The organism is Aminobacter sp. UC22_36 (genome assembly GCF_044056035.1).
GTDB lineage: Bacteria > Pseudomonadota > Alphaproteobacteria > Rhizobiales > Rhizobiaceae > Aminobacter.
Genome location: NZ_CP171996.1, coordinates 1,224,278 through 1,248,967, shown reverse-complemented (window position 1 = coordinate 1,248,967; position 24,690 = coordinate 1,224,278). Strand labels below are relative to the sequence as shown.

At 63.3% G+C, this 24,690-nt stretch carries 25 protein-coding genes; 10 read left to right on the top strand and 15 right to left on the bottom strand.

Features of this window, described 5'->3' with window-relative positions; translation table 11 throughout:
• Positions 1–7 precede the first annotated feature (7 nt).
• A complete protein-coding gene (locus ACHMW7_RS09395) occupies positions 8–385 on the top strand; it encodes a bleomycin resistance protein (RefSeq protein WP_395450000.1) in 378 nt (125 codons plus the stop codon).
• 27 nt (positions 386–412) lie between these two features.
• Here the strand turns inward: ACHMW7_RS09395 and ACHMW7_RS09390 are convergent, their stop codons facing one another.
• From ACHMW7_RS09390 to ACHMW7_RS09375, 4 genes are read right to left on the bottom strand one after another with little or no spacing between them, the layout of a single operon-like run.
• Complete coding sequence (locus tag ACHMW7_RS09390; protein WP_395449999.1) at positions 413–838, bottom strand: DUF1178 family protein; 426 nt, start codon at positions 836–838, stop codon at positions 413–415.
• Positions 835–1,701, bottom strand: a complete 867-nt coding sequence (locus tag ACHMW7_RS09385; RefSeq protein ID WP_395449998.1) for a carbon-nitrogen hydrolase family protein — start codon at positions 1,699–1,701, stop codon at positions 835–837. The genes ACHMW7_RS09390 and ACHMW7_RS09385 overlap by 4 nt, the downstream gene beginning before the upstream one ends.
• Positions 1,702–1,716: 15 nt before the next feature.
• Positions 1,717–1,980, bottom strand: a complete 264-nt coding sequence (grxC, locus tag ACHMW7_RS09380; protein WP_395449997.1) for a glutaredoxin 3 — start codon at positions 1,978–1,980, stop codon at positions 1,717–1,719.
• Positions 1,981–2,006: 26 nt separating this feature from the next.
• Positions 2,007–2,792, bottom strand: a complete 786-nt coding sequence (locus tag ACHMW7_RS09375) for a ComF family protein (protein WP_395451295.1) — start codon at positions 2,790–2,792, stop codon at positions 2,007–2,009.
• Positions 2,793–2,847: 55 nt separating this feature from the next.
• Between ACHMW7_RS09375 and ACHMW7_RS09370 the strand changes: the two genes are divergently transcribed.
• On the top strand, positions 2,848–3,720 hold the full coding sequence (locus ACHMW7_RS09370) for a methyltransferase domain-containing protein (protein ID WP_395449996.1): 873 nt from the start codon (positions 2,848–2,850) through the stop codon (positions 3,718–3,720).
• A gap of 4 nt (positions 3,721–3,724) precedes the next feature.
• Here the strand turns inward: ACHMW7_RS09370 and ACHMW7_RS09365 are convergent, their stop codons facing one another.
• The 6 genes from ACHMW7_RS09365 to ACHMW7_RS09340 form a co-directional block, all read right to left on the bottom strand.
• A complete protein-coding gene (locus tag ACHMW7_RS09365) occupies positions 3,725–3,898 on the bottom strand; it encodes a Flp family type IVb pilin (protein WP_395449995.1) in 174 nt (57 codons plus the stop codon).
• A 188-nt stretch (positions 3,899–4,086) separates the two neighbouring features.
• A complete protein-coding gene (locus ACHMW7_RS09360; RefSeq protein ID WP_395449994.1) occupies positions 4,087–4,401 on the bottom strand; it encodes a hypothetical protein in 315 nt (104 codons plus the stop codon).
• A gap of 111 nt (positions 4,402–4,512) precedes the next feature.
• Positions 4,513–4,926: a (deoxy)nucleoside triphosphate pyrophosphohydrolase gene (locus ACHMW7_RS09355; RefSeq protein ID WP_395449993.1), complete on the bottom strand. Its 414-nt coding sequence runs from the start codon at positions 4,924–4,926 to the stop codon at positions 4,513–4,515.
• 1 nt (position 4,927) lies between these two features.
• The gene (locus tag ACHMW7_RS09350; RefSeq protein ID WP_395449992.1) at positions 4,928–5,728 is read right to left on the bottom strand and encodes a GNAT family N-acetyltransferase; all 801 of its coding nucleotides are present in this window, start codon (positions 5,726–5,728) and stop codon (positions 4,928–4,930) included.
• Complete coding sequence (gene argJ / locus ACHMW7_RS09345; protein WP_395449991.1) at positions 5,709–6,950, bottom strand: bifunctional glutamate N-acetyltransferase/amino-acid acetyltransferase ArgJ; 1,242 nt, start codon at positions 6,948–6,950, stop codon at positions 5,709–5,711. Before argJ ends, ACHMW7_RS09350 begins: the two co-directional genes overlap by 20 nt.
• Positions 6,951–7,052: 102 nt before the next feature.
• Positions 7,053–7,286, bottom strand: a complete 234-nt coding sequence (locus ACHMW7_RS09340; RefSeq protein WP_395449990.1) for a hypothetical protein — start codon at positions 7,284–7,286, stop codon at positions 7,053–7,055.
• Between the two features lie 96 nt (positions 7,287–7,382).
• Between ACHMW7_RS09340 and ACHMW7_RS09335 the strand changes: the two genes are divergently transcribed.
• The 3 genes from ACHMW7_RS09335 (at position 7,383) to leuS (ending at position 11,738) form a co-directional block, all read left to right on the top strand.
• Positions 7,383–7,982, top strand: a complete 600-nt coding sequence (locus ACHMW7_RS09335; RefSeq protein WP_395449989.1) for a TetR/AcrR family transcriptional regulator — start codon at positions 7,383–7,385, stop codon at positions 7,980–7,982.
• A gap of 196 nt (positions 7,983–8,178) precedes the next feature.
• Entirely contained in the window at positions 8,179–8,856 is a 678-nt protein-coding gene (locus ACHMW7_RS09330) for a hypothetical protein (protein WP_395449988.1), read from the top strand.
• Positions 8,857–9,209: 353 nt separating this feature from the next.
• Positions 9,210–11,738 (top strand): leucine--tRNA ligase, encoded by a 2,529-nt coding sequence (gene leuS, locus ACHMW7_RS09325; protein ID WP_395449987.1) that lies wholly within the window; start codon positions 9,210–9,212, stop codon positions 11,736–11,738.
• 103 nt (positions 11,739–11,841) lie between these two features.
• Here the strand turns inward: leuS and ACHMW7_RS09320 are convergent, their stop codons facing one another.
• A complete protein-coding gene (locus ACHMW7_RS09320; protein WP_395449986.1) occupies positions 11,842–12,756 on the bottom strand; it encodes a peptidylprolyl isomerase in 915 nt (304 codons plus the stop codon).
• A gap of 240 nt (positions 12,757–12,996) precedes the next feature.
• Here ACHMW7_RS09320 and secA point away from each other — a divergent pair, with 240 nt between their 5' ends.
• A complete protein-coding gene (gene secA / locus ACHMW7_RS09315) occupies positions 12,997–15,720 on the top strand; it encodes a preprotein translocase subunit SecA (RefSeq protein ID WP_395449985.1) in 2,724 nt (907 codons plus the stop codon).
• A gap of 61 nt (positions 15,721–15,781) precedes the next feature.
• Here the strand turns inward: secA and ACHMW7_RS09310 are convergent, their stop codons facing one another.
• Entirely contained in the window at positions 15,782–15,985 is a 204-nt protein-coding gene (locus ACHMW7_RS09310; RefSeq protein WP_395449984.1) for a hypothetical protein, read from the bottom strand.
• A 98-nt stretch (positions 15,986–16,083) separates the two neighbouring features.
• On the opposite strand from ACHMW7_RS09310, the gene ACHMW7_RS09305 reads away from it, so the two are divergent.
• Positions 16,084–17,493, top strand: coding sequence for a lipopolysaccharide biosynthesis protein (locus tag ACHMW7_RS09305; protein ID WP_395449983.1), 1,410 nt, complete (start codon positions 16,084–16,086; stop codon positions 17,491–17,493).
• The gene (locus ACHMW7_RS09300; protein ID WP_395449982.1) at positions 17,493–18,776 is read left to right on the top strand and encodes a GNAT family N-acetyltransferase; all 1,284 of its coding nucleotides are present in this window, start codon (positions 17,493–17,495) and stop codon (positions 18,774–18,776) included. Before ACHMW7_RS09305 ends, ACHMW7_RS09300 begins: the two co-directional genes overlap by 1 nt.
• On the opposite strand, the gene ACHMW7_RS09295 is transcribed toward ACHMW7_RS09300, so the two are convergent.
• A complete protein-coding gene (locus ACHMW7_RS09295) occupies positions 18,773–20,404 on the bottom strand; it encodes an AMP-binding protein (RefSeq protein ID WP_395449981.1) in 1,632 nt (543 codons plus the stop codon). The two genes, ACHMW7_RS09300 and ACHMW7_RS09295, sit on opposite strands and share 4 nt — an antisense overlap.
• Before the next feature lie 224 nt (positions 20,405–20,628).
• Between ACHMW7_RS09295 and ACHMW7_RS09290 the strand changes: the two genes are divergently transcribed.
• Positions 20,629–21,714 (top strand): rhamnan synthesis F family protein, encoded by a 1,086-nt coding sequence (locus tag ACHMW7_RS09290; RefSeq protein ID WP_395449980.1) that lies wholly within the window; start codon positions 20,629–20,631, stop codon positions 21,712–21,714.
• Between the two features lie 22 nt (positions 21,715–21,736).
• Here the strand turns inward: ACHMW7_RS09290 and ACHMW7_RS09285 are convergent, their stop codons facing one another.
• Together ACHMW7_RS09285 and ACHMW7_RS09280 are read right to left on the bottom strand one after the other, a co-directional pair.
• The gene (locus ACHMW7_RS09285) at positions 21,737–22,537 is read right to left on the bottom strand and encodes a rhamnan synthesis F family protein (protein WP_395449979.1); all 801 of its coding nucleotides are present in this window, start codon (positions 22,535–22,537) and stop codon (positions 21,737–21,739) included.
• An 851-nt stretch (positions 22,538–23,388) separates the two neighbouring features.
• Positions 23,389–23,559, bottom strand: a complete 171-nt coding sequence (locus tag ACHMW7_RS09280) for a hypothetical protein (protein WP_395449978.1) — start codon at positions 23,557–23,559, stop codon at positions 23,389–23,391.
• Between the two features lie 472 nt (positions 23,560–24,031).
• On the opposite strand from ACHMW7_RS09280, the gene ACHMW7_RS09275 reads away from it, so the two are divergent.
• Positions 24,032–24,679, top strand: a complete 648-nt coding sequence (locus ACHMW7_RS09275) for an outer membrane protein (protein ID WP_395449977.1) — start codon at positions 24,032–24,034, stop codon at positions 24,677–24,679.
• Positions 24,680–24,690: the final 11 nt, after the last annotated feature.

The following is a 24,690-nucleotide window of genomic DNA, read 5'->3' as shown; positions in this document are numbered from 1 at the left end:
GCACATGATGAGCCCATCCCCCATTGACGCGATCACCTTCGGCCGGGCAGCACCCGGCCTTGCCGTCCGCGACATCCAGGCAGCATTCCGCTTCTACTCCGAAATTCTCGGCATGCAGAAAGTGTTCGAGAACGGCAATCCGGTGGGTTTCATGGTGCTGGAGAAAGATGCCGCCGAAATCCATCTGAGCCAGAGCAAGGATCAACGGCCCTCGACCGTCAATGTCTTCCACCTGTTCGTCGACGACATCGACGCGCTCTACGCGATCTGCCAGGCCGCCGGCGTGCGCATCATCAAGTCATTGAAAGACAAGGATTACGGCCAACGGGCCTTCGTTTTTGCCGACCCCGACGGCAACCGGATCGACGTCGGGCAGCGCATCTGAGCGCGCCCCGCCAGCTGGGCGCCTCGCTCAGTTCCGGTCGTCGGGGAAGACCGGCAGCGGCATGAATTCGATGCCGTCTTCGGCGAGGCCCTTGGCTTCGTCGATGGTGGCGGCACCGTAGATGCCGCGCGCCTCGCTCTCGCCGAAATGGATCTTGCGCGCCTCCTCGGCGAATTTGTCGCCGACATTTTCGGCGTTCTCGCGCACCTTTTCGGACAGCTCCTTGAGTGCCGCCATCATCTTGCGCTGCTCCGCCCCCATGGCGAGCGCCATCTTTTCCTGCTTGCGCGAGGTCGAGACGGCAGGCGCCATCAGCGCCTTGTCGACCTGCTGCGAGCCGCATTCCGGGCAGGCGACAAAACCGCGCTTGCGCTGGGTCTCGAAGTCGTCATTGCTGCGGAACCAGCCTTCGAAATCATGCGCGTGGTCGCAATGAAGCGAAAAGCGGATCAAGACGCGGCTCCCCTGAGCGCTCCCTGGCCGGCTCCACGAAGCGCCACATTGAAGTCGCGCGCATTCCTCAGATTGGGGATCTTCTTGCGCGCGTCAGCCGAATGCTGGGTGTCGATCTCGGCGACGATGACGCCGGGCTCGTCGTGCGCGGCTTCAGCCAGGATGCGGCCCCACGGGTCGATGATCAGCGAATGGCCGAAGGTCTCGCGGCCGTCCTCATGCTTGCCGCCCTGGGCCGAAGCGATGACGAAGGCGCCGTTTTCGATGGCCCGGGCGCGCAGCAGCGCATGCCAATGGGCAAGGCCGGTCTGGCGCGTGAAGGCGGCCGGAACGGTGAGCACTTCAGCACCGGCAAGCGCTTCGGCGCGGAACAGTTGCGGAAAGCGCAGGTCGTAGCAGATGGCAAAGCCGATTTTTGCGAGCGTCGTGTCGGCAACGACGGCTTCGGTGCCCGGCTCATAGGCCGAGGATTCACGCCAGCTCTCGCCATTGTCGAGATCGACGTCGAACATGTGGATCTTGTCGTAGACGGCAAGCGTTGCCCCGTCGGGGCCAAACAGGAAGGCGCGGTTGGCGAGCTTGCCATCGGCGCGCATGATCGCGGTGGAGCCGACATGCAGGTGGATGCCGAGCTCGGCGGCGAGCCGGCGCCCGGAGGCGACGATGACATCGCGATCCTCCGAGGTGAAGGCCGCGGCACGCGCGTCACTGTCGCCGACGATGGCCCCGGTCATCTCGGGTGTCTGGACATAGGTCGCACCCTGCCCGGCAGCCTCGCGGACCAGCGCCTCGAAATCACGCGCATTGCGCTCCGGCTCCTTGCCCGAACGCATCTGCACTGCTGCCGCCTTGAAAATCGCCATGGTCAGTCCTCGGTTCTATGCGCCGGTCGCGAGAAGCTGGTCGAGCCTGCCTCGCGCATCGAGATCATGCAGGTCGTCGCAACCGCCGACATGGGTGTTGCCAATGAATATCTGCGGGAAGGTCGCGCGGCCATTGGCGCGCACAATCATTTCCTGCCGAAGCTCAGGCGAGAAGCTAGCGTCATGTTCGGTGAATGCAACGCCCTTGCGCTCCAAAAGGCGCTTGGCCGCAGTGCAGTAGCCACACATCATGCGCGTATAGATAGTCACATCGACCATGACGAAAATCCGTTGTCCTTGGTCGACTATATAGTGTCTGCCTCGTCGGGCCGAAAGTCCCCCGGCAGCACACGCGCGAAGGTCAAGACGTCGACGGCGCGGGCGCCGCTTTTGTCGAGCGCCCGCGTCACCGCCGCAACAGTGGCGCCGGTGGTGTAGACATCGTCGATCACCAGCACCCGCCTGCCCCTGATGTCGATCTCGGCTTCGGGCGGAACGATGAACGCGGCGCGCACATTGTCTTCGCGCTCACGCTTGCCGAGGCCGATCTGCTGGCGCGTGCGCCTGTTCCGGCGCACCGCCATCGGCGCCAGGGGCACGCCGGAGAGCGCAGCTACGGCGCGGGCCAGTTCCGCCGACTGGTTGTACTGGCGCCACAAGAACCGGCGCCAGTGCAACGGCACCGGCACGACGACTTCGGCGTCAGTGATGAGTTCGGCGCCGGCGCGCAGCATCCAGCGCGCCATCCAGGGCGCGAGGTCGGTGCGGTCATGGAATTTGAGGCCGCCGACCATGCGCCGCGCAATGCCGTTATAGGCGACGGCGGCGCGCGACCTTTTGAAGGGCGGCGGGTTGGCAATCGCTTCGGCCGACAGCAAGCTGGTGCCGAAATCGTGGGAAAACGGCGTGCCCATCACCGGGCACCACGGCTTTTCGAGAAAGCGCAGCTTTGGCCAGCAGGCACCGCACAGCGCGCCGGGCTGCGTCACCTGGCGGCGGCAGCCGGCGCATACGGGCGGAAACAGCATCCGCGCCGGCCAGGCAGCGACTGACAGAGCGAGGCTCTTGATCTCCGGCATCGGATCGGCCACGACAGGTTTGGGTCGGGCGACCATAACAGAAACCCGGCAAACAAGGACATCTGACGTGCAAGCCATTTTCGACGCCAGCCTCGTGATCGCGCACCGGCGCCGTGCCTTGGCGCAAGGCGTCGCCGGTGCCGACTTCCTGATGGCACGCGCCGCCGAGGATCTTGCCGAACGGCTGTCGACGGTCGAGCGCAAGTTCGAACGCGGTGCGGCGATCTTTTCGGTCAGCCCGGCGGCCATGGCGGTGCTGGCAGCCAGCGGCAAGGTCACCGAACTGGTGCGCGTCGAGGCCGACGCGGCCTTTCTCGGCGGCGGGCCGGGCATCGTCTCCGACCCCGAGACCATCGCGCTCGCGCCGGCCAGCATCGACCTCGCCGTGTCGCTGCTGGCGCTGCAGGAGGCCAACGACATTCCCGGCCAGCTGATCCAGATCCGCCGGGCCCTGAAGCCGGACGGGCTGTTTCTCGGCGTCTTGGCCGGTGCCGGCACGCTTGTCGAGTTGCGCGAGAGCCTGCTTGCCGCCGAGACGGAAGTTTCAGGCGGTGTGAGCCCGCGCGTCATCCCCTTCACCGACGTGCGCGATGCCGGCGGGCTGCTGCAGCGCGCAGGTTTTGCCCTGCCCGTCGCCGATGTCGAGACGGTGACCGTGCGCTACGACACGATGTTCGGGCTGATGCGGGACCTGCGCGCCATGGGGGTGACGAGCACGCTTGCCGACCGCTCGCGCAAGCCGGCGACACGACGGCTGTTCCAGCGCGCCGCCGAAATCTATGCCGAGCGCTTTTCCGACCCGGACGGGCGCGTGCGGGCAAGTTTTTCATTTGTCTGGCTGTCGGGATGGGCGCCCGATCCGTCGCAGCAAAAGCCGCTCAAGCCGGGTTCGGCACAGGTATCGCTGGCACAGGTGCTTGGCGAAGACGGCAAGACCTAGGCTGTCAGTTCTTGTTCAGCGCCTTCTGCAGTTCGCTGTCATTGCTGCCCCAGAGATATTCGAGCTGGCTGGAAAATTTCGTGAACCCGCCGATCATCGCCACCGCGATCAATGTAGCGATCAGCCCATACTCGATCGCGGTCGCGCCGCTTTCGTCTCTGAGAAATCGCTTGATCATCGGCCGCGTCCACCCGTCTTGTTGCGTCAGACCATAACGCCGACTGATTAAGAAAGGTTAACGGCGCAGGCTTAACGGGCGGTGAAGCGCGCGCACCGGCCCGAAACCGGCACCGATTTCCGAAAAGCCCGATGCCCAGATCTCATCTGTCAGAGCGTCCCGTGTGCATCCATACGGACGCGGCGTCGTCAGCACTGACCGCTGCGCTGGCCATTCTCGCCGATGACGCAAACCGATTGCGGCGTATCCTGCAGCACGGAGCGGCGCAGCGTGTAGCTGGAATGGCGGTTGATCGCGCCGGTGGCGGTGTAGTCGAGACCGTCGAACCGGACCTGGCCGATCAGCGGGCGCGTCCGGTCGGCGAGGAAGGGCGTGGCAAACAGCGTCAGCGCAATCGCCACGAAGCCGAACAGCAGCGCGACACGCAAGATGCCGGCCCGCGCCCTGACAACAGGGGACGAGCGCTCGCGGCGGATCAGGTCCCACTCGTTGTCAGCTTGCATTGGCAACGTCCCTCGCAAAAAGCCGCGTCGATGGGCAGCCGAGACAGGCGGCGGCCATTCAATTTTTCACGATTGCATGAACTTTGGCTTAACGCTGCCGGACAGGCAGCGTCACAGCAGGTCGATGAGGAACGGGATCAGCGGTTCGTCGGCCGGCGGCATCGGGTAGTCGCGCATCTGCTTGGGCCGCACCCATTTCAGCACCTGGCCTTCCCGCGGTTCCGGAATGCCCCAGAAGCGGCGGCAGACATAAAGCGGCATCAACAGGTGGAAATCGTCATAGGTGTGGCTGGCGAAGGTCAGCGGCGCCAGGCACGCCGTCTTGGTTTCGATGCCGATCTCTTCGCGCAGCTCGCGGATCAGCGTTTCCTCAGGCGTCTCGCCGGGCTCGACCTTGCCGCCGGGAAACTCCCACAGGCCGGCGAGCGACTTGCCTTCGGGGCGCTGGGCCAGAAGCACGCGGCCATCGGCATCGACGAGCGCGCAGGCGGCCACCAGCAGCAGGCGTTTTCCCTGTTGGGTCAAGTCAGGCCTCCGGCGGGCGGCGGTAGTGGTAGCGGTAGACTTCCCTGAAGCCCATCTTCTTGTACAGGCGGATGGCACCGACATTGTCGGCCTCGACCTGCAGCCAGGCCTGACGCGCGCCCCTGAGCCGCGCCCATTTCAGCGCCGACAGGATCAGCCGGTGGCCAAAGCCCTTGCCACGCTCGGCCTCGGTGGTGGCGATCTCGAACAGCCCGGCCAGATCGGTGTCGTGGACGCAGATCGCCGCCGTCACCGGCTGCTCGTCCTGTTCGAGCACGAACATGCCGGCTTCCGGCTGGATCGCGCCGATGATCTCCGACAGGCCGGGCCTGAGCGACGGGTCGAGCCCGTGCACCGCCATCGAGGCGGAGACGAAGCGGCCAATGTCCTTGAGCGGGATCTGGTCCATGGCGCCTTCGACGACGCCGTCGTCGAGCGACAGCCGCATGACCATCGATTCCGAAAACGTGCTCCAGCCCTCGCGGTCGAGATGGGCGGTGATCGCCGGGCCCGACAAAGGCGACATGCGGAAGGTCAGCGGCCGGCCATAGGCCTCGAAACGGCGGCTGGCGCGGGCGATGCGGTCGGGAATGTTGCGGATGTCGGCGGGGTCGAGCGGGTTGACCGAATTGAGCCGCTTGGCCGGGTGGCCCGCCGTCAGCCGGACCAGCCAGGTGCCGTCATAATGAACGGCCGCCGCTGGCCAGGCGCGAAAACCCGCCGCCTCGTAGCGGCGGGCGATCGCGAGTTCGTGCGACGGGCGGTTCTGGTTCACGCTGTTGTCAGCTCCGGTAGTCGCCATTGATGGCAACATATTCCTTGGTCAGGTCGCAGGTCCACACCGTCGCCTTGCCGCGGCCAATGCCGATATCGGCGCGAATGACGATGTTGTCGCCCTTCATATAGGCCGAGGTCGCCGCTTCCGAATAGCCGGCATCGCGCTCGCCATTGTGCGCGAGGCGGTTGTCGCCGAACCAGATCGACAACAGGTCGCGGTCGGCCGGCTCGCCGGCCTTGCCGACGGCCATGACGACGCGGCCCCAATTGGCATCCTCGCCGGCAACCGCCGTCTTGACCAGCGGCGAATTGGCGATCGACAAAGCGATGCGCTTGGCCGAGCGCGCCGACTTGGCGCCGGTGACAGTGACTTCGACCTGCTTGCGCGCACCTTCGCCGTCGCGCACCACCTGAAGCGCAAGCGTCTTGAGCATCTTGTTGAGCGCCCGGCGGAACGCGCCGAGGCGCGCATCCTTGAGGTCGGAAATGGCAGGCGCGCCGCGTTTGGCGGCAGCGCCGGTGGCAAACAGCATCAGCGTGTCGGAGGTCGAGGTGTCGCTGTCGACGGTGACGGCATTGAAGGTCTTGGCGGTGCCGCGCGACAGCATGTCCTGCAAAACGTCGGCTGAAATCGGCGCATCGGTGGCAACGAAGGACAGCATCGTTGCCATGTCGGGCGCGATCATGCCGGCGCCTTTGGCGATGCCATTGATGGTGACGTCGGTATCGCCGAGCTTGACGGTTGCGGTCACCACCTTGGGATAGGTGTCGGTGGTCATGATCGCCCTGGCGGCTTCGGTCCACTGGTCGGGCCGGGCGTCCTTGACCATGCCCGAAAGCAGGTGGGAAAACTTGCCGGCATCGAGCGGCTCGCCGATGACGCCGGTGGACGCCAGGAACACGTCGCCTGGCGTACAGCCGGCGGCCTTGGCCGCGGCCTGGCCGGTCAGCGTCGTCGTCTCGCGGCCCTTCTTGCCGGTGAAGGCATTGGCGTTGCCGGAGTTGACGACCAGGACCCGCGCCTTGCCGCCTGAAAGATTCTGGCGGCAGAAGTCGACCGGCGCCGAGGGGCATTTGGAGCGGGTGAACACACCCGCCGCCGTCGTGCCCTCGTCGAACACCATGGCCAGCACGTCGGTGCGGCCCTTGTATTTGATGCCCGCTTCGGCGGTGGCGATGCGCACGCCTTCGATGGCCGGCATCTTTGGGTATTTCTTGGGCGCGAGCGGGGAAATGGCGTCGGACATCGGGAACCTCGATAGGCTCGAAAAACGGTAAGGGAAGCCCCGTTTGCCCGATAGCGCGAGGCTTCGCAAGGCGTTTTCACCTCACGAAGCCGTGGTCCGGCCTCAACGCACAGCCGGATTGAGGAAGCCGCGGAACAGGCGCTGGACGGTCGGGATCAGGCCCCAGATCATTGCCGAGACCATCAGCGGCGCAATCAGCAGCGTGCGCTGCCAGATCGTCCAGCCATCGGTCAGAGGCATGATGACGTAGAGAAGTGCGGTGATCAGCGGATAGACGCCGATCAGCACCATCAGGGCAAAACGCGGGCGGGAAAAGCGGGTTGGGGAGGTAGTCATCGTCAACTCCATCGGAACGAAACGTTTCGTTATATAAAACGGGCCGTTTCGTTTCGTCAAGAGCTGGTGTAGGGATAATTGAAAATGGAGACCAAAATGAGCACTGAAGCAGAAGCCGCGCGCAAATCGATCGGTGCAAAACGCAGCCTGGAAAGTGCGGAAGCCATCCTCGAGGCGGCCGAGGCCGTGCTGATCGAAAACGGCTATTCCGGCTTTTCGATCGAGGCGGTGGCGCGGCGGGCCCGCGCCGGCAAGCCGACGATCTACCGCTGGTGGCCGAGCAAGACAGCGCTGCTGCTCGAGGTCTACCAGCGCCAGAAGCGCGACATCACCTACCCCGATACCGGCGATATCGAGCAAGACCTGTTCATCTTCGCCAGGAGCCTGTTTGCGCAGTGGCGCGAAACGCCAGCCGGCAACATCTTCCGCTCGCTGGTCGCCGAAGCGCAGCAGGACCCCGCCGCCGCCGAAGCGCTGGCCGAATATGCGCGTGGCCGCCGCGCCCATACCGGCAAGCTGGTCGAGCGGGCCAAGGCGCGCGGCGAGGTGGCCGCCGATGTCGACCCCTCCCAGGTCGCCGATCTGGTCTCGTCCTACGCCTGGGTGCATCTTCTGACCGGCCGGCTCGACGAGGACGAGGCTGTACTGCGCCAGGCCATCCGGCATATCGTCCACGGCATCGTTGCCAGGGGGTAAAGTGCAATGGACGACACCAGGGAGCCATTGCTGCCGATCAGCCTGATCGTGGTTTCCGACTATCTCTCGGATGACGGCGATGGCGAGTTGCGCCAGTCGCTTGAGGCCTATTTGCACGACAAGGCGGGCGTGCCGGCCGAAATCCTGATTGCCCTGCCGGCTGGAAGCAGTTTTTCATACAGTGCCGATCCGTCGGTTGGCGGCACGCCGTCGCCACCAGCTGATCGCCGTCGTCGAGGCCGACTGCCTGCCGCAGCCGGGATGGATGGCGACGCTCCACGCGCCCCTCGACCACAACCCCGCCATCGCTGCGGTCTCGGGGCGAACCTCCTATGGCAACGGCAACATGATGAAACGGGTGATGTCGCTGCTCGATCGCGGTTTCATCGAATGCCGCGACCGTCACGGCAAGGTGATCCATGTTTCCAGCAACGGCGCCATCTATCGCCGCGCCCTGCTCGAGCGTTATCGTTTCCAACCCGGACAAGGACCCTTCGTCAGCGCCCACATCAGGCAGGATCTGATGAACGAGGACGGCATCGAACTGGCGGTCGACCCGCGCGCCGTCTCCATCCATGCCTATGAAGGCCTCGGCTTCATCTGGGACGTGCGCCGCAACAAGGGTTTCCAGTTCGCGCTGATGAAACTGCGCAAGCGCAGCGATCGCTCAAGACTGGGGCTGGCGGTCAGCGCGGTGATGGCATCGTTCCGGGAAAACCACCGGACGATCAGGGCGGTCGGCGACCAGTTCTGCCGACCGGCCGACTGGCCGCTGCTGTGGTTGATGATGCTGGCGGTGCGTGTACCCGAATTCGTCGGGGCGCTCGCCGCCGCCGACCCCGCCGCCTTCAAGGCCTCGACCCGCTATCGCTGAGGCTCGCCGGCGGAGACGAAAACGTCATCAACACCAACAAAAGAGCCTTGAAAATGACTTCGAGGCGTCGATCGATCGATTTGAGCGGCTTGCAGGATGCAACCGACAGAAATGAAAAGTTTCTGCCGCAAAAAGCCTAACTCTAATTGGGGCTTTTGCGACAACTGGACATTCAATGATGTCCATGGCACTCGTATACGCATGATTTACAGCTTTGCCCACGTTCTGCTTCTAGGCACCGTCGATTAAACGATGGTGGGTTAGCGCGTGCGCTTTTGAGATGATGCAACCCGCCGAAGAGGCGGGTTTTTTTATGACTGTCTCCTCGGCCATATCAACGGATAGCGACAGAGATGGCTTACGACCCAAAGCGCATTGAGCCCCAGTGGCAGCGCTACTGGCAGAAAAACGCGACATTCAGGACTGACGACGATCGCTCCAGGCCGAAATTTTATGTGCTGGACATGTTCCCTTATCCCTCTGGCGAAGGGCTGCATGTCGGCCACCCGGAAGGCTATACCGCGACCGATATCATTTCTCGCTACAAGCGAATGCGCGGCTTCAATGTCCTGCATCCGATGGGATGGGACGCCTATGGACTGCCAGCGGAGCGATATGCGGTACGTACCGGCGTCCACCCCGCAATCACGACAAGGAACAACATCGGCAACTTCAAAAGCCAGGTTCAACGCCTCGGCTTCTCCTATGACTGGAGCCGTGAGTTCTCGACCACTGACCCCGACTTCGTGCGCTGGACGCAATGGATTTTCCTGAAACTCTACGAGCGTGGCCTCGCCTACCAGGCGGAGGTACCGGTCAACTGGTGCCCGGCGCAGGGCACGGTGCTGGCCAATGAAGAGGTTAAGGACGGCAAGTATGTCGAAACGGGCGAGCCCGTCGAGCGCCGTCTCATGCGCCAATGGATGCTCAAGATCACCGACTATGCCGACCGCTTGCTGGAGGATCTCGACGACCTCGACTGGCCCGAAGGCATCAAGACGATGCAGCGCAACTGGATCGGCCGTTCGGTGGGGGCCGAGATTACGTTCGTCGCCGCGGGCAGCAAGGAGCGCCTGACCGTCTACACCACGCGGCCCGAGACGATTTGGGGCGCGACGTCAGTCGTGCTGTCGCCGGAGCATCCATTGGCATCCGTCATGACGACCCCGGCGCAGCGCGATGCCGTGAACGCCTATCTCGCCCGTACCGCAGCGCTCAGCGATGTCGAAAGGTCGCAGGAGCGCGCCAGGACCGGCGTGTTCACGGGGACATATGTCGTCAATCCCGCCACAGGCACGCCGATCCCGGTCTGGATCGCCGATTACGTTGTGATGGGCTATGGCACCGGGGCCGTCATGGCGGTGCCCGCCCATGACGGTCGCGACCATGAGTTCGCGCGAAGCTTCGGCTTGCCGATCGTCGCTGCCCTGGCGGTTCCGACAGGGTTCGATATCCATGACAAAGCCTGGGAGGGAGAGGGTCGGCTGGTCAATTCCGGCGCTTGGAGCGGGCTCGACGCGCCATCGGCGAAAAAGGCGGCCATCGCCTGGCTCGCCGAGCAGGGCATTGGCCAGCCGCGCAAGCAATATCGCCTGCGCGACTGGCTGTTTTCGCGTCAACGCTATTGGGGCGAACCTTTCCCGATCCTGCACCGCGCCGATGGCGTCATCGTGCCTTTGTCCGAGGACGCCCTGCCGCTCCTGGCACCGGAACTGGACGACTACAAGCCGACGATGGCGGGTGATCCGCCGCTGGCGCGCGCACAGGACTGGATGCGCACGAGCGATCCGGCCACGGGCCTGGCTGCGCTGCGCGAAACCAACACCATGCCGCAATGGGCAGGATCGTGCTGGTATTACCTGCGCTTTGCCGATCCGAAAAACGCCGGGGCGCTGATCGACCCAACCGCGGAAAAATACTGGCTGCCCGTCGATCTTTATGTCGGCGGTGCCGAGCATGCTGTCCTGCATCTGCTCTATGCACGCTTCTGGCACAAGGTTCTCTACGATATCGGCGTCGTCTCGACCAAGGAGCCGTTCCAGAAGCTGTTCAACCAAGGCATGATCCTGGCCTTCTCCTATCGCGACGCCTCGGGGAAATATTATCGTCCTGACGAGGTGAGCGAGCGCGATGGTCAGTGGTTTGCCGGCAACGAGCCGGTCAGCCAGCAGATCGAGAAGATGTCGAAATCGAAGTTCAACGTCGTCAATCCGGACGAGGTGATCGATCTTTACGGCGCCGACGCCATGCGTCTCTACGAGATGTTCATGGGCCCGCTCGACGTGGCCAAGCCGTGGCAAATGTCGGGCGTGGCTGGCGTCAGCCGCTTTCTGCATCGTGTCTGGCGTATGGTCGCCGATGACGCGGATGGCCTTAGCGAACAGGTCTGCGACATCGCGCCGCCAGGCGACATCGCCCGCCTGATGCACAAGACCATCCGCGCGGTCGGTGAGGATATCGAGACGATGCGGTTCAACACGGCGATCTCCAAGCTCATGGAGATGTCGAACGCCCTCCTTGCACTGGAGCAGAGGCCGCGTGCAGTGGTGGAGACTTTTGTGCTGCTGCTCGCTCCCTTCGCGCCCCATATCTGCGAGGAATTCTGGCGCATGCTGGGTCACGAGGCCTCACTGGCCTATGCACCCTGGCCTTCATTCGATGCGGTATTGGCTGAAGATGAGCGTCGCGAATATGTGGTGCAAATCAACGGCAAGCTGCGTCACAAGCTGTTCGCCGCTACGGGTCTTTCTGCCGACGCACTTGTGCGTGCGGTCAAGGATGATCCGCGCGTCGGCGAACTGCTTGAGGGCAAGCAGATCATTAAAGAGATCGCGGTACCGGACCGGCTTGTCAATTTTGTCGTGAGCGATCGGTTGTCGTAAAAATCCCGGGTTTTCGGCCGGAACGGGCGGTGACGCCATCAACGCAAACAAAAAAAGGGCGGCGCCATCGGCACCGCCCTTTCGCGTTTGGAAGCGTTGAAAACTACTTCGAGGCGTCGATGGCGTCGATCGCCTTCTTCAGCGCCGGATCGGTGATCTCGATCTTGCCGGCGGTGCGGACCTGCTTGACCAGCTCGATGTACTTCTCGCGGATCAAAAGCGAGCGGACCTGGTCCTTGACGGCGTCGAATGCCGGCGGCTGCTGCGACCGCTTGTCTTCGACCTTGATGACGTGCCAGCCGAACTGGGTCTGCACCGGCGCCTTGGTGTAGGCGCCGATTTCAAGGGCAAGGGCTGCCTTTTCGAATTCCGGCACCATCTGGCCGGGGCCGAAGAAGCCGAGATCGCCGCCGGAGGTCTTGCCCGACGGGTCGGTGGTGTTGTCGTTGGCGAGCTTCTGGAAGTCGTCGCCGCCATCGAGCTTCTTGATGATCGCGTCGGCCTCTTCCTTGGTCTTGACCAGGATGTGGCGGGCATGGACCTCGTTGACCGGCTTCTGCGCCGCGATTTCCTTGTCGTAGCGGGCACGGATCTCATCGTCGGTGATCTTGCCGGCGACTTCCTTCTCCACCAGTTCGCCATGCAGGGCGCGCTGGTCGAGGAAGGCCAGGCGGCGCTGGAAGTCGGCGTCCTTGTCGAGACCCTTTTCGACAGCCTGGGCAGCCATCAGCCGGATCTCGATGATCGACGACAGCGCGGCGGCGCGGCGCTGCTCGGGCGGCAGATTGCCGAACTGCTGGCCAAGGTCCTGCTCGGCAAGGCTAATGTCGGCCTCGGTGACGTTCTGGCCGTTGATCGTCGCCACGATCGCGTTCGGATCGACAGCTGCCGCTGCGGCAGGAGCAGCTGGGGCCGCGGGCGCGGTTTCCTGCGCAACCAGAGGCAGCGACGACAGCGCCACAAGCCCGGCTGCAAGCCCGATGCGGGCAAGCGAGGCGCTACGGAACGAAAAAGACATCTAAACTCTCCGGTGGGGAAATGACCGCACTTCCAAATCAACCTGAATGTGGCGGAATTTGGCGTCTCGCGCAGGCTCTCTGCAACGTTGACATAAGTTGTGCCCCCTCTTATCTGTCCATCGTCTTCGCGTCCAGAAGGGTTTTTCCGGGCGCTTTTCGTGTTGAGTCTGCCATCCCCATGTCCTCGGCAGGCTCGGCCGGCGGACAGTCGGCTTCATTCGAATTGAAAGGACCACTTGATGGTCAGTCTCGGCGGTCTCGCCCGTAAGATTTTCGGTTCCTCCAACGACCGCCGTGTCAAGTCGACCCGGCCCCGGGTGGAAGCGATCAACGCACTGGAAAATGAACTGCAGGCGCTGACCGACGAGCAGCTGCGGGCGCGAACCGAGCAGTTCCGCCAGGATCTCGCCAACGGCGCCACGCTCGACGATCTGCTGATCCCGGCCTTCGCCACCGTCCGCGAAGGCGCCAAGCGCGCGCTCGGCATGCGTCCCTTCGACGTCCAGATGATCGGCGGCATGGTGCTGCACGGCCGCGGCATCGCCGAAATGCGCACCGGCGAGGGCAAGACGCTGGTCGCCACCCTGCCCGTCTACCTCAACGCCCTGACCGGCAAGGGCGTGCATGTCGTGACCGTCAACGACTATCTCGCCAGCCGCGACGCCGAATGGATGGGCCGGCTCTACAAGTTCCTCGGCCTGTCGGTCGGCATCATCGTGCACGGCCTGTCCGACGAAGAGCGCCGCGCGGCTTATGCCTGCGACATCACCTACGCCACCAACAACGAACTCGGCTTCGACTATCTGCGCGACAACATGAAGTATGAGCGCGCCCAGATGGTGCAGCGCGGCCACTTCTTTGCCATCGTCGACGAAGTCGACTCGATCCTGGTCGACGAAGCCCGCACGCCGCTGATCATTTCCGGTCCGCTCGAGGACCGTTCGGAAATGTACAACACCGTCGACGCCTTCCTTCTCCAACTGGTTCCGTCCGACTACGAGGTCGACGAGAAGCAGAAGACCGCCATCTTCACCGAAGAAGGCACCGAGAAGATGGAAAACCTGCTGCGCGATGCCGGCCTGCTCAAGGGCGAGTCGCTCTACGACATCGAAAACGTCGCTCTGGTCCACCACGTCAACAATGCGCTCAAGGCGCATTGCCTGTTCCAGAAGGACAAGGACTACATCGTCAAGGACAACGAAATCGTCATCATCGACGAGTTCACCGGCCGCATGATGCCGGGCCGCCGTTTCTCCGAAGGCCTGCACCAGGCACTCGAAGCCAAGGAACACGTGGCGATCCAGCCCGAGAACCAGACGCTGGCCTCGGTCACCTTCCAGAACTATTTCCGCATGTATCAAAAGCTCGCCGGCATGACCGGCACGGCTTTGACGGAAGCCGAAGAGTTCGGCAACATCTACAATCTCGACGTCACCGAGGTTCCCACCAACCTGCCCGTCAGCCGTATCGACGAAGACGACGAGGTCTACCGGACGGTCGAGGAGAAATACAAGGCGATCGTCCGCGAGATCAAGGAAGCCAACGCCAAGGGCCAGCCGACCCTGGTCGGCACGACCTCGATCGAGAAGTCCGAGCAGCTCGCCGAGCGGCTGCGCAAGGACGGCTTCAAGGACTTCGAAGTCCTCAACGCCCGCCACCACGAACGCGAAGCGGCGATCGTCGCCCAGGCCGGCAAGCCGGGCTCGATCACCATCGCCACCAACATGGCCGGCCGCGGCACCGACATCCAGCTCGGCGGCAACGCCGACATGCGCATTGCCGACGAACTGGCCGACATGCCTGAAGGCCCCGAGCGCGACGCCAAGGTAAAGGCGATCCGCGAGGACGTCGCCCGCCTCAAGGAAAAGGCGCTCGCCGCCGGTGGCCTCTACGTGCTTGCCACCGAACGCCACGAAAGCCGCCGCATCGACAACCAGCTGCGCGGCCGCTCCGGCCGTCAGGGCGATCCGGGCCGCTCGAAGTTCTTCCTGTCGCTGCAGGACGACCTGATGCGCATCTTCGGTTCCGAGCGCATGGACGGCATGCTGACGAAGCTCGGCCTCAAGGAAGACGAGGCGATCGTCCACCCCTGGATCAACAAGGCGCTGGAAAAGGCGCAGAAGAAGGTCGAGGCGCGCAACTTCGACATCCGCAAAAACCTGCTCAAATATGACGACGTCTCCAACGACCAGCGCAAGGTGGTGTTCGAGCAGCGCATCGAGCTGATGGACGCGACCAGCCTGACCGAGATTGTCGGCGAAATGCGCCATGACGTGATCGAGGATCTCGTTTCCAAGCACATTCCCGAAAACGCCTATGCCGAGCAGTGGGATGTCACCGGCCTCAAGGAAGGCGTGATCCAGTATCTCAACCTCGATTTGCCGATCGAAGAATGGGCCAAGGAAGAAGGCATCGCCGAAGAAGAGGTCCGCGACCGCATCACCGCCGAAGCCGACAAGGCAGCAGCCGACCGCGCCGAGCGCTTCGGCCCCGAGGTCATGACCTATGTCGAACGCTCGGTGGTGCTGCAGACCATCGACCATCTGTGGCGCGAACACCTGGTCAATCTCGACCACCTGCGTTCGGTCGTCGGCTTCCGCGGCTATGCCCAGCGCGACCCGCTCAACGAATACAAGGGCGAGGCCTTCGAGCTGTTCCAGGCGATGCTCGGCAATCTGCGCCAGGCCGTGACCGCGCAGCTGATGCGCGTCGAGCTGGTGCGCCAGGCCGCCGATGCGCCGCCGCCGGAAGCCCCCGAAATGCACGGCCACCACATCGACGGCACCACCGGCGAGGACGATTTCGGCGAGGGTTCGATTGCCGTGCTGCAGGACAGCCGCGTCGTTGCCGCCGAGGACCGCGACCCCAACGATCCCGAGACCTGGGGCAAGGTTTCGCGCAACGAAGCCTGCCCGTGCGGCTCGGGCAAGAAATACAAGCATTGCCACGGCACCTTCGCCTGAGCGAAGTCAGCGCCAGACACCAAACGACAAAGGCCTGGCCCCCGCGCCAGGCCTTTTTCATTCACGGCTGTTCGTTCGCCAGCTCGACGAGGTTGCGCAGGGCGGCAAGGCTGTTGATGTGTTTGCGTCCAAGTGCGATCTCGTGTGGATCGGCACCGCGCAAATCGCCCAGCCGCTCGATGCCGATCTCTTCGAGATAGCAGATCATCTTCGGCCCGACCGAATGCGCCCGCGGCATCGATTTGCGCTGGTCTTTGGAGATCATTGCGGCCCCTCGCCGCGTTGTTTGGTTCACCCAACCGTTTCTTAATGGCTCTCGGCTACATGCTGTGAGCGAAATCGCGGAAGATGGAGTGTATCGAGTTGCGTTTTTCCGCAGCGATGACGGCCGAAAAATGGTTGCCCGGGCTCATTGCCGCGCGCCTGAGGCCATTGCTGCGCCGTGTCGATGCCATCGTTTTCAGCACTGATGCGCGTGGCGAAGCCGGCCGCATGTCGCTGTTTGCCTTTGCCGTGCGCATCGTCAGCGCCGCCATCGCCTTTGTCAGCCAGGTGCTGCTGGCGCGCTGGATGGGCAGCTTCGAATACGGCATCTTCGTGCTCGTCTGGGTCTCGATGATCATCGTCGGCTCGCTGTCGTGCTTCGGCTTCCACACCTCGATCATTCGCTTCATCTCCGAATACCGCGAAAAGGCCATGCTCGCCGAATTGCGCGGCGTGCTGTTGGCCAGCCGGCTGTTCGTGCTGATTGCCTCGACCGTCATCGCCGCACTCGGGGCCGCCGGCGTCTGGGCCTTTTCCGGCCGCATCGAGAGCTATTATGTCGTGCCGTTTGCGCTCGGCATGATCTGCCTGCCAATGCTGGCCTTGTCCGACGTGCTGCAGGGTCTGGCGCGGGCCAATTCCTGGGCGTTTTCCGCACTCGTGCCGACCTACATCACCCGCCCGGTGCTGATCCTGGTGTTCATGGCGCTGGCGGTCGGGGCCGGCCTTGCGCCGACGGCCGAAACCGCCGTCCTGGCCGCCATCGTCGCCACCTACGTGACCACGGTCGCCCAGTTCGTCCGTGTCACCACCCGCGCCGACCAGCGCATTCCCGCCGGTCCGCGCAACATCAGGCTCGGCTACTGGCTCAAGATTTCGCTGCCGATCTTTCTGGTCGAAAGCTTCTTTTTCCTGCTCACCAATGCCGACGTGCTGATGGTCGGTTTCTACATGGACCCCGACAAGGTCGCGGTCTACTTCGCCACGGTGAAGACCCTGGCGCTGGTCCATTTCGTCTATTTCGCCGTCAAGGCCGGCGTCGCCCAGCGCTACGCCCAGATCGCCCATGGCGAACCGGAAAAGCTCAGCGCCTTCGCCCGCGAGACGGTGTCATGGACGTTCTGGCCGTCGCTTGTGATGGGCGTGCTGGTGCTTTTGCTTGGCGAGCCGCTGCTGGGCATGTTCGGCCCCGGCTTCGCCGACGGCTACCCGCTGCTGTTTTTGCTGGTCGCAGCCGTGGTGGCGCGTTCGGCGGTCGGGCCATGCGAAAGCCTGCTGACGATGAGCGGCTACCAGAATGTCTGCGCCATGGTCTATGCCGCAACCCTTGCCCTCAATATCGGCCTCAACGTCATCCTGATCCCGGCATTTGGCCTGTGGGGTGCGGCGATTGCCACCTCGGCGGCGATGATTTTCGAAGCCACAGCCCTGTCCTTCACCGTCTGGCGCAAGCTCGGCATCGTCATGGTCCTGTTCATCCCCACCAAACGCACGGTAGAGAACGCCTGATGGCAGCCATCCCGCTTCTTGAGGAAACCAGTGGCGGCCCGGCGGGCTCGCTGATCGCCGGCATTGCCGGTTTGCCAGCCGACGCGACCGAAGCAGCCCATCTCGAGCTGACCTCGGCCGAACGGCCGCTGCGGCGGCTTGCCATCTATCCGGCCTCCGCCGGCTTCGACCTGGTCGAGGAACTCGACCATCTCTGCGCCCGCACCATCGAGCCCAACGTCTTTTTCAACCCGCGTTTCCTCGCCCCTGCCATGCCGAGGCTCGAGGACCGCGAGGTGCGCCTGGCCGTCATCCGCGACGGCACCGAGTACCGCAGCCGCTTACGGCTGCTGGTGCCCTATTCGGTCGAAAAGCCGGCAGTGCCGCTCGGCATACCTGTCATGCGGACATGGTCGAGCCCGTTTGGCCCGCTCGGCACCCCGCTGCTCGACCGCGACGACCCCGAAGGCGTGATCGCCGATTTCTTCGCCATGCTGGCCAGGCCGCATCTCAAGCTGCCGAAAGTCTTCGTCATGCCCGACATGCGCCTCGACGGCGCGGTGGCGCGCATGCTGAGCGCGACCGCCGAAAGCCGCGGCCTGCCGCTCGTCATCACCGGCCAGTTCGAACGGCCCTTCCTCGAAAGCGACGCCGAGGGCGAAGACTACCTCAAGGAATCGCTCGGCAGCCGCCACTACAAGGAATTCCGTCGCCTCGGCCGCCGGCTCGCCGACCAGGGCGTCGTCGAGCACAAGGTCGCCCGCACCCAGGACGACGTGCGCCACGCCATCGAGCAGTTCCTGACGCTCGAGGCATCCGGCTGGAAAGGCCGCCAGCGCACCGCCATGGCGATCGACCGCTACCGCGCCGCCTTCGCGCGTGAGGCGGTGCACCGCATGTCGGAGCAGGACATGTGCCGCATCCACACACTGACGCTCGACGGCCGCACCATTGCCAGCCTCGTCGTCTTCGTCGAGGCCGGCGTCGCCTACACCTGGAAGACCGCCTATGACGAGACGCTGTCGGCGTTTTCGCCTGGCGTGCTCTTGATGATGGCGGTGACCGGCCAGCATCTCGACGATCCCAACATCATGATGACCGATAGCTGCGCCGTGCCCGATCATCCGATGGTCGGCAAGATGTGGAGCGAGCGCAAGCCGATGGGCACCTTCGTCGTCGGGCTGACGCCGGACGCCGACCGCGCCACCCGCCAGGCCGCCTCGCAATTGCATCTGTATCGCGAGACCAGAAAGCTTGCCGCCAAGCTGCGCGACCGGGTGCGCAGCCTGTTGAAGAAGCGCTAGATCGTCTTCGTCTCGCGCCTGGCGCGGTCGCGAAAGATGCGGCGGATGACCTTGCCGGTGGTGGTCAGCGGCATCGAATCGACGAACTCGACCTCGCGCGGATATTCATGTGCCGACAGCCGCTCGCGCACCCAAAGCTTGATCTCGTCGGCGAGTGCCGCGTCGCCGACAACGCCATCCTTGAGCACGACATAGGCCTTGACGATCTCGGTGCGCAGCGCGTCGGGCTTGCCGACGGCGGCGGCCAGCGCCACTGCCGGATGGCCGGTCAGGCAGTCCTCGATCTCGCCGGGGCCGATGCGGAAGCCAGCCGAGGTGATGACGTCGTCGTCGCGGCCGAAAAAGGCGACATAACCGTCCTTGTCGGCGATGCCCTGGTCGCCCGTGGTCATCCACTCGCCGATGAATTTCTTCTCGGTCGCCTCGGGGCTTTGCCAGTATTCGAGAAACATCACCGGGTTTGGCCGGGCGATGGCGATCTGGCCAGGCTCGCCTGCCGGCACGCGGCGGCCGTCACCGTCGATGATGGCGACGCGGTGGCCCGGCACCGGCTTGCCGATGAAACCGCCACGGCTGACGCCAAGCCCGGCGCAGGAGGCGAGCACCGCATTGCACTCGGTCTGGCCATAGAATTCGTTGACCACCAGCCCGAGCTCGGCGGCGGCCCAGTCATAGGTCTCGCGCCCGAGGGCTTCGCCGGCGGAGCCGATGCTGCGCAGGTTGAGCCTGAAGCGCTTGCCGATGTCGGGCACGACCTTCAGCATGCGCAATGCGGTCGGCGGGATGAAGGCGTTGCGCACCGCCATCTTTTCCATCAGCAAAAGCGCGGCTTCCGGCGCGAATTTGTCGAAGCGTGCCGCGACCACCGGCAGGCCGAAATAGAGCCCGGGCAGCAAAAGATTGAGCAGGCCGCCGGCCCAGGCCCAGTCGGCCGGCGTCCACATCAGGTCGCCTGATTGCGGCAGCAACTCCTGCGCCATCTGGATGCCGGGCAGATGGCCAAGCAGCACGCGATGGCCATGCAGCGCGCCCTTGGGCGGGCCTGTGGTGCCGGAGGTGAAGATCATCATCGCCGGATCGTCGGGATGGGTGTCCTCGGCGGCGAAGACAGGCGAATGCGACGCCACCAGGCGATCAAAATCATCGACATCGCCGCCACCGACGACGACGATGGTTTCGAGCCCGGGCAGCCGGCCGCTGATTGGGCTCACCTTGGCAAAGCCGGCCTCGTTGGTGACGATCGCCCTGACGCCTGCGGTCTGCAGCCGGTACTCCAGCGCCTCGACGCCGAACAGCAAGGCGAGCGGCACGGCGATGGCGCCGAGCTTGTAGATCGCGACATGGGCGATCGCGGTTTCAAAACTCTGCGGCACAAGCAGCGCGACGCGATCGCCGCGGCGCACGCCTTTGCTCCGCAAGGCATTGGCAAAGGCGTTGGAGCGGCGCGACAGCTCGCCGAAGGAAAGCTTCTCCGCCGCCCCGTCGACATGGTAGTCGAGCAGCGCTGTGCGGTCGGGATCGACCACAGCCCAGCGGTCGGAGACGGCGGTGCCGATGTTGAATTTTTGCGGGATATGCCAGCGGAAATCACGGTAGAGGGCGTCGTAGGTGTCGCGCCGTTCGAGCATGGACGGTCGTCTCCGCTCCTCCGCGAGGGAAATAGCTGATAGTGGTGCCGGAGCTACCAACCAACAGGAACCCTGCCTAGTATCGCAAGCGGCTCACGTCAAGAAATTGCCAGCATCGTCGCGATGGGCTGGAACAAACAGCACCGCATCGCGCCCGATTGTCCGGCGAAGCTGTGGCACCCGACAGAGATCGGCCCATAGAGATCAGCCCAACAGAGATAAGAATGCCAAGATTCCGCCCGCTACGATCCTTGCAGAAGCGTATCGCCAAATTGCGCTACCACGATGTCGAGGTTTTCAGAGCCAGGTTCAGTCGCCGTTTCGGAAAACAACAGCCGGTTCAGTTCCACCAGGGCGAGCGGCATCACGCTGGCGGCATCTACGCCATATTCCTGATCTGGCAGCCGACCGAGACGCCGTGGTATGTCGACAATGCGCTCGCATCGCTGGACGAAATCAGTGCCAATGTGATCCTGGTCGTCAATCACGAGCTGGATGCCGGACGGCTGCTCGACCTCAAAAAACGCTGTTCCAGGATCATCATTCGCGACAATGCCGGCTTCGACTTTGGCGGCTACCGCGACGCGACGCTTCATCTGCTCGAAAATGAAAACCCGACACGGCTGCTCTACCTCAACGACAGCGTGTACTTTTTCAAGAAAGGGCTGACCCCGCTTTTCCAGCAACTGGCGGGCGCGGACGCCGACGTCGCCGGTTCGTTCGAAAACTGGCAACATGTCTACCACATCCAGTCCTTCTGCTTTTCGGTGAGCCAAAGGATCTTCAAAAGCCCGGCGTTCGCGAAATTCTGGCACGACTACCTGCCGGCCAATTCGCGCCTGTGGGCGATCGGGAAAGGCGAGATCGGCTTTTCCGAGGCGATCCTGCCGATCGCGCAGTCGGTCACCTCGATCTATTCAGCCGACCGGATCCGGCAATATCTGGCCGAAAGCGCCTCCAACGACATCGCGCAGGCAAACACCTACATCTGCCGCGAACTGCGGCTTCCGCCGTCTGTTTTCAACGACGAAAGCCGTAGCGGGCTGGTGTCGAATATCTGCGCGCAGATCGCCAGGCGTTCCCAGATCCATACGGCTGGATTCCTGTACAAGAAATACTTCGACTGCCCGCTGATGAAACGTGACCTGTTGTATCGCCTGGTGTTCGACATCGACGAAATCGAGCACAACCTCGTCGACGTCGGCCATGAGGGCCATCTCGTCGACATTCTCTCCGACATGAAAAGGAAAGTGCCGGGCGACCAGTTGGGCTCGACGAAAAGGCGCCTGTTCGAGCAAGGCATCATCTGATGATGCCAAGCGCCGGCGTTGATCAGCCCAATATCCGCCGGAAGGCGCTTTTAAGGCGCCCGGCAGGGGGACGTCTCGCGAATTCATAGCCGTCGTTGAAGCTGGCAGGGCCGAAAGGATCGGCGCTCGAGGCAAGCCGGCGCTTGAGAACCACGGCGCCAAGGGCCAGCGACCGCTCCAATGCGTGAGCCAGGGTTCCATCGATCTGCCCGGCCTCCGGCTCGAAATCGGCAGCCTTAAAGCCGAGATCGACAAGTGGCGCAATGACGTTGCTGCGCGCCATGAACATGGATCCGGCACAAAATCCGGCGTCGAGCACGTCCTGGCGGCTCAGCCCAAGGCGCTGGCCGATGGCAAGGACACGCGCTTCATTGCCGCCCATATAGCTTTTGACCGACAGCAAATGGCCGTCGGGGCCGACGATGCCAAGAGCGGGATCTTCGCCAAAAGCCTGGGCCGCGCGTTGCAGCTGCTGTGGCTGCAGCAGTGCTGAAACCATTGCGCGACGCCACGCGTCGCCATCGGCCCGATGCAGCGATTTCTTGGTGTGGACCTTGACGACAAGTTCAAACCCCTCAGCGCGAAGCGCGGGAAACACGCACAGGAACGGCAAGACATCGCGGCCGCGGTTGTCGAACACGTAAAGCTCGTGATCCCGACCGCTGGCATCGAGGCGCAAAGCCACCTCAGGCGCGCGCTCCGCCACCGTCGTTACAAACAGCTTGTGGCGCGCCGGAAGGCTTTGCACGAGATCGAGAATTTCATCGAACACATCCATGTAGAAGGCATGGATGACGATCGCCACCTTGAACGCGTCAGTCATGCGATGCCTTCCCTGTGCCAGCCACGCGACGGATCTTTGGGCAGCAACCATGTCCTGCCGACGCTGTCTACCGAAGCGGAACCGTCAGGCACAGCTTTGACCCGAAATGGCTCTGTCGGCATCGCGTTTGTCGCGGCGGCCATCTCCCCACAAGCAGGCGCAAGCCGCCTGGGGATTGTGCTGGCGCAGGCCATTGATCGGCGAAATTGGCTCAGCCTACGCAACAGCGCCGCCATCCGAAGCAAGTGGAGCGCTGTCCTGGCTGCCTAGGCTGCCCGTCGCAATCGGCGCTTCTTCTTCGGCTTTCGCACACGCCTTGCCTGCGATGCCTCCAGACATGCCATGCCGATAAGCGAAGCCAAGAACAAATCATTGACGCCGAGTGAAATATTCAACGCCTTTGACAAGTGCAATAGAATTTCATGATGCGCCATAGCATCTCCCCCTGCACCAAGCGGAAGCTAACCTACCACAGTTGCTTTGACCTAGCGAGTGGAACCAAATACAGCCGCCTGCAACTACAACATGCAATCTTGGCGATGATCCATATCAGGGCCGAACAAATGCACAGCTTGGTTCGCCTGTTGCCTGATCTTCTCCGCCGTGAGCGGCGATCCGACCGAGCTCGCCCGCATCATCGCCTTGATGGCGACATGACGGGCGATCTGGCGACAATTTGAGGTTTGCCGGCGACGTCTCGACCGGAGGCCTCCAACCCAGAGGCTGGCGCTCTTCCCCTGAGCTGCGGACCGCCGCCTTTACCTAATATTCATCGCAGCCATTGGGGCAAGATGGGGATGGCAAAAAAGCCCCGCTGCCTGGTAGCAACGGGGCGTCCGCCGCGACCGTTTTTAGTGCTGCTGAATGGTACCAGTGACCACGGCATCCACCTCCCGATCATGATCGGCAGAGACCATCGCCAGGATGCCAAGCCCGATAGCGATGGGCGCAAAGAGCAAGGCGACATTTGCCAGGCACTTCAATGGCACCCACCGGTCGGAGGTCGTTTTCCCGTCATCCATTGGGCAATTCCTGTGTGCTTGTCTGGCTCCCTTGCCTCGGTACGTGCCCCATTTGTCGTGATTAAGCCGCGTCCACGGGCAATTCAGGGCACGGTTAAATATCGCTGAACCGCTTGCCGTGACCGCTCAAACAACAAAGGCCCCGCCACCTCTCGGTGACGGGGTGGTTGGTCAACGCCACTGGATAGATGACCGCGTCAGCCATATGGCAGCCTAAACGACCGGCAAGCCGCGCGGGCAGCCGCCTGGGCGTAGGCTTGACGAAGACGGTGGGCGTCAGCTTTGCACGCCTTGCAGCTGTGCTCCCCGAGCCCGAGCGGCCATACCAACTGAGAAAGTGCCGCAGTGCTTTCCACGACAAATCAGGTGCGGCTCAGCCCAAGACGCCGCCGATAGACAATGCAACACCAAAAGCTCGACAACACCGCGTCGCCTGTCGGGCAAACGCGGCATCTTTGAGGGCACGGCATCCATGAAACCGATTCTTCTGGCAGCAACTGTACTGGTCGCGATCTCCACCGCTGCGACCGCCGCGGACACCGTCGTGATCGACGAGGGCGCGGCAGCATACAACTGGTCGGGCGTCTATGTCGGCGCTGCTACCGGCTTCAACACACTGTCGCTTCAGGACCTGACCTTCGACGATCAACGGTACTCTGACGGCGGCTTCGCGGGCGCGATTTATGCCGGCTATAACCATCAGATGGGTCATCTCGTTCTTGGTGTGGAAGCAGACCTGAAGTACGCGTCCGCCGAAGTGCCTGAGGATCCGGCCTTCATTACCTATGATTCGAAGTGGGGTGCATCGCTTCGTGCTCGCGCCGGTTACGCCGCTGGCAACATCATGCCTTACCTGACCGGCGGACTTGCTGTCGCCAGCTTTGAAGGTGACCACAACGACGACGGCACGAATCGCGCCAAAAAAACTGTCACCGGCTATGCGGTCGGTGGCGGCATCGAATGGGCTGCCACGCAAAATCTCCTCGTCCGCGCCGAGTACATCTATTCAGACTATGGCACCAACGGGTTCGCATTCGCGCCCGGCGAAGGCACATCCGACATCCATCGCGTCGATCTTCGCACGCATGATTTGCGCGTGGGTGTCGCCTACAAGTTCTGATGCCCACCAGG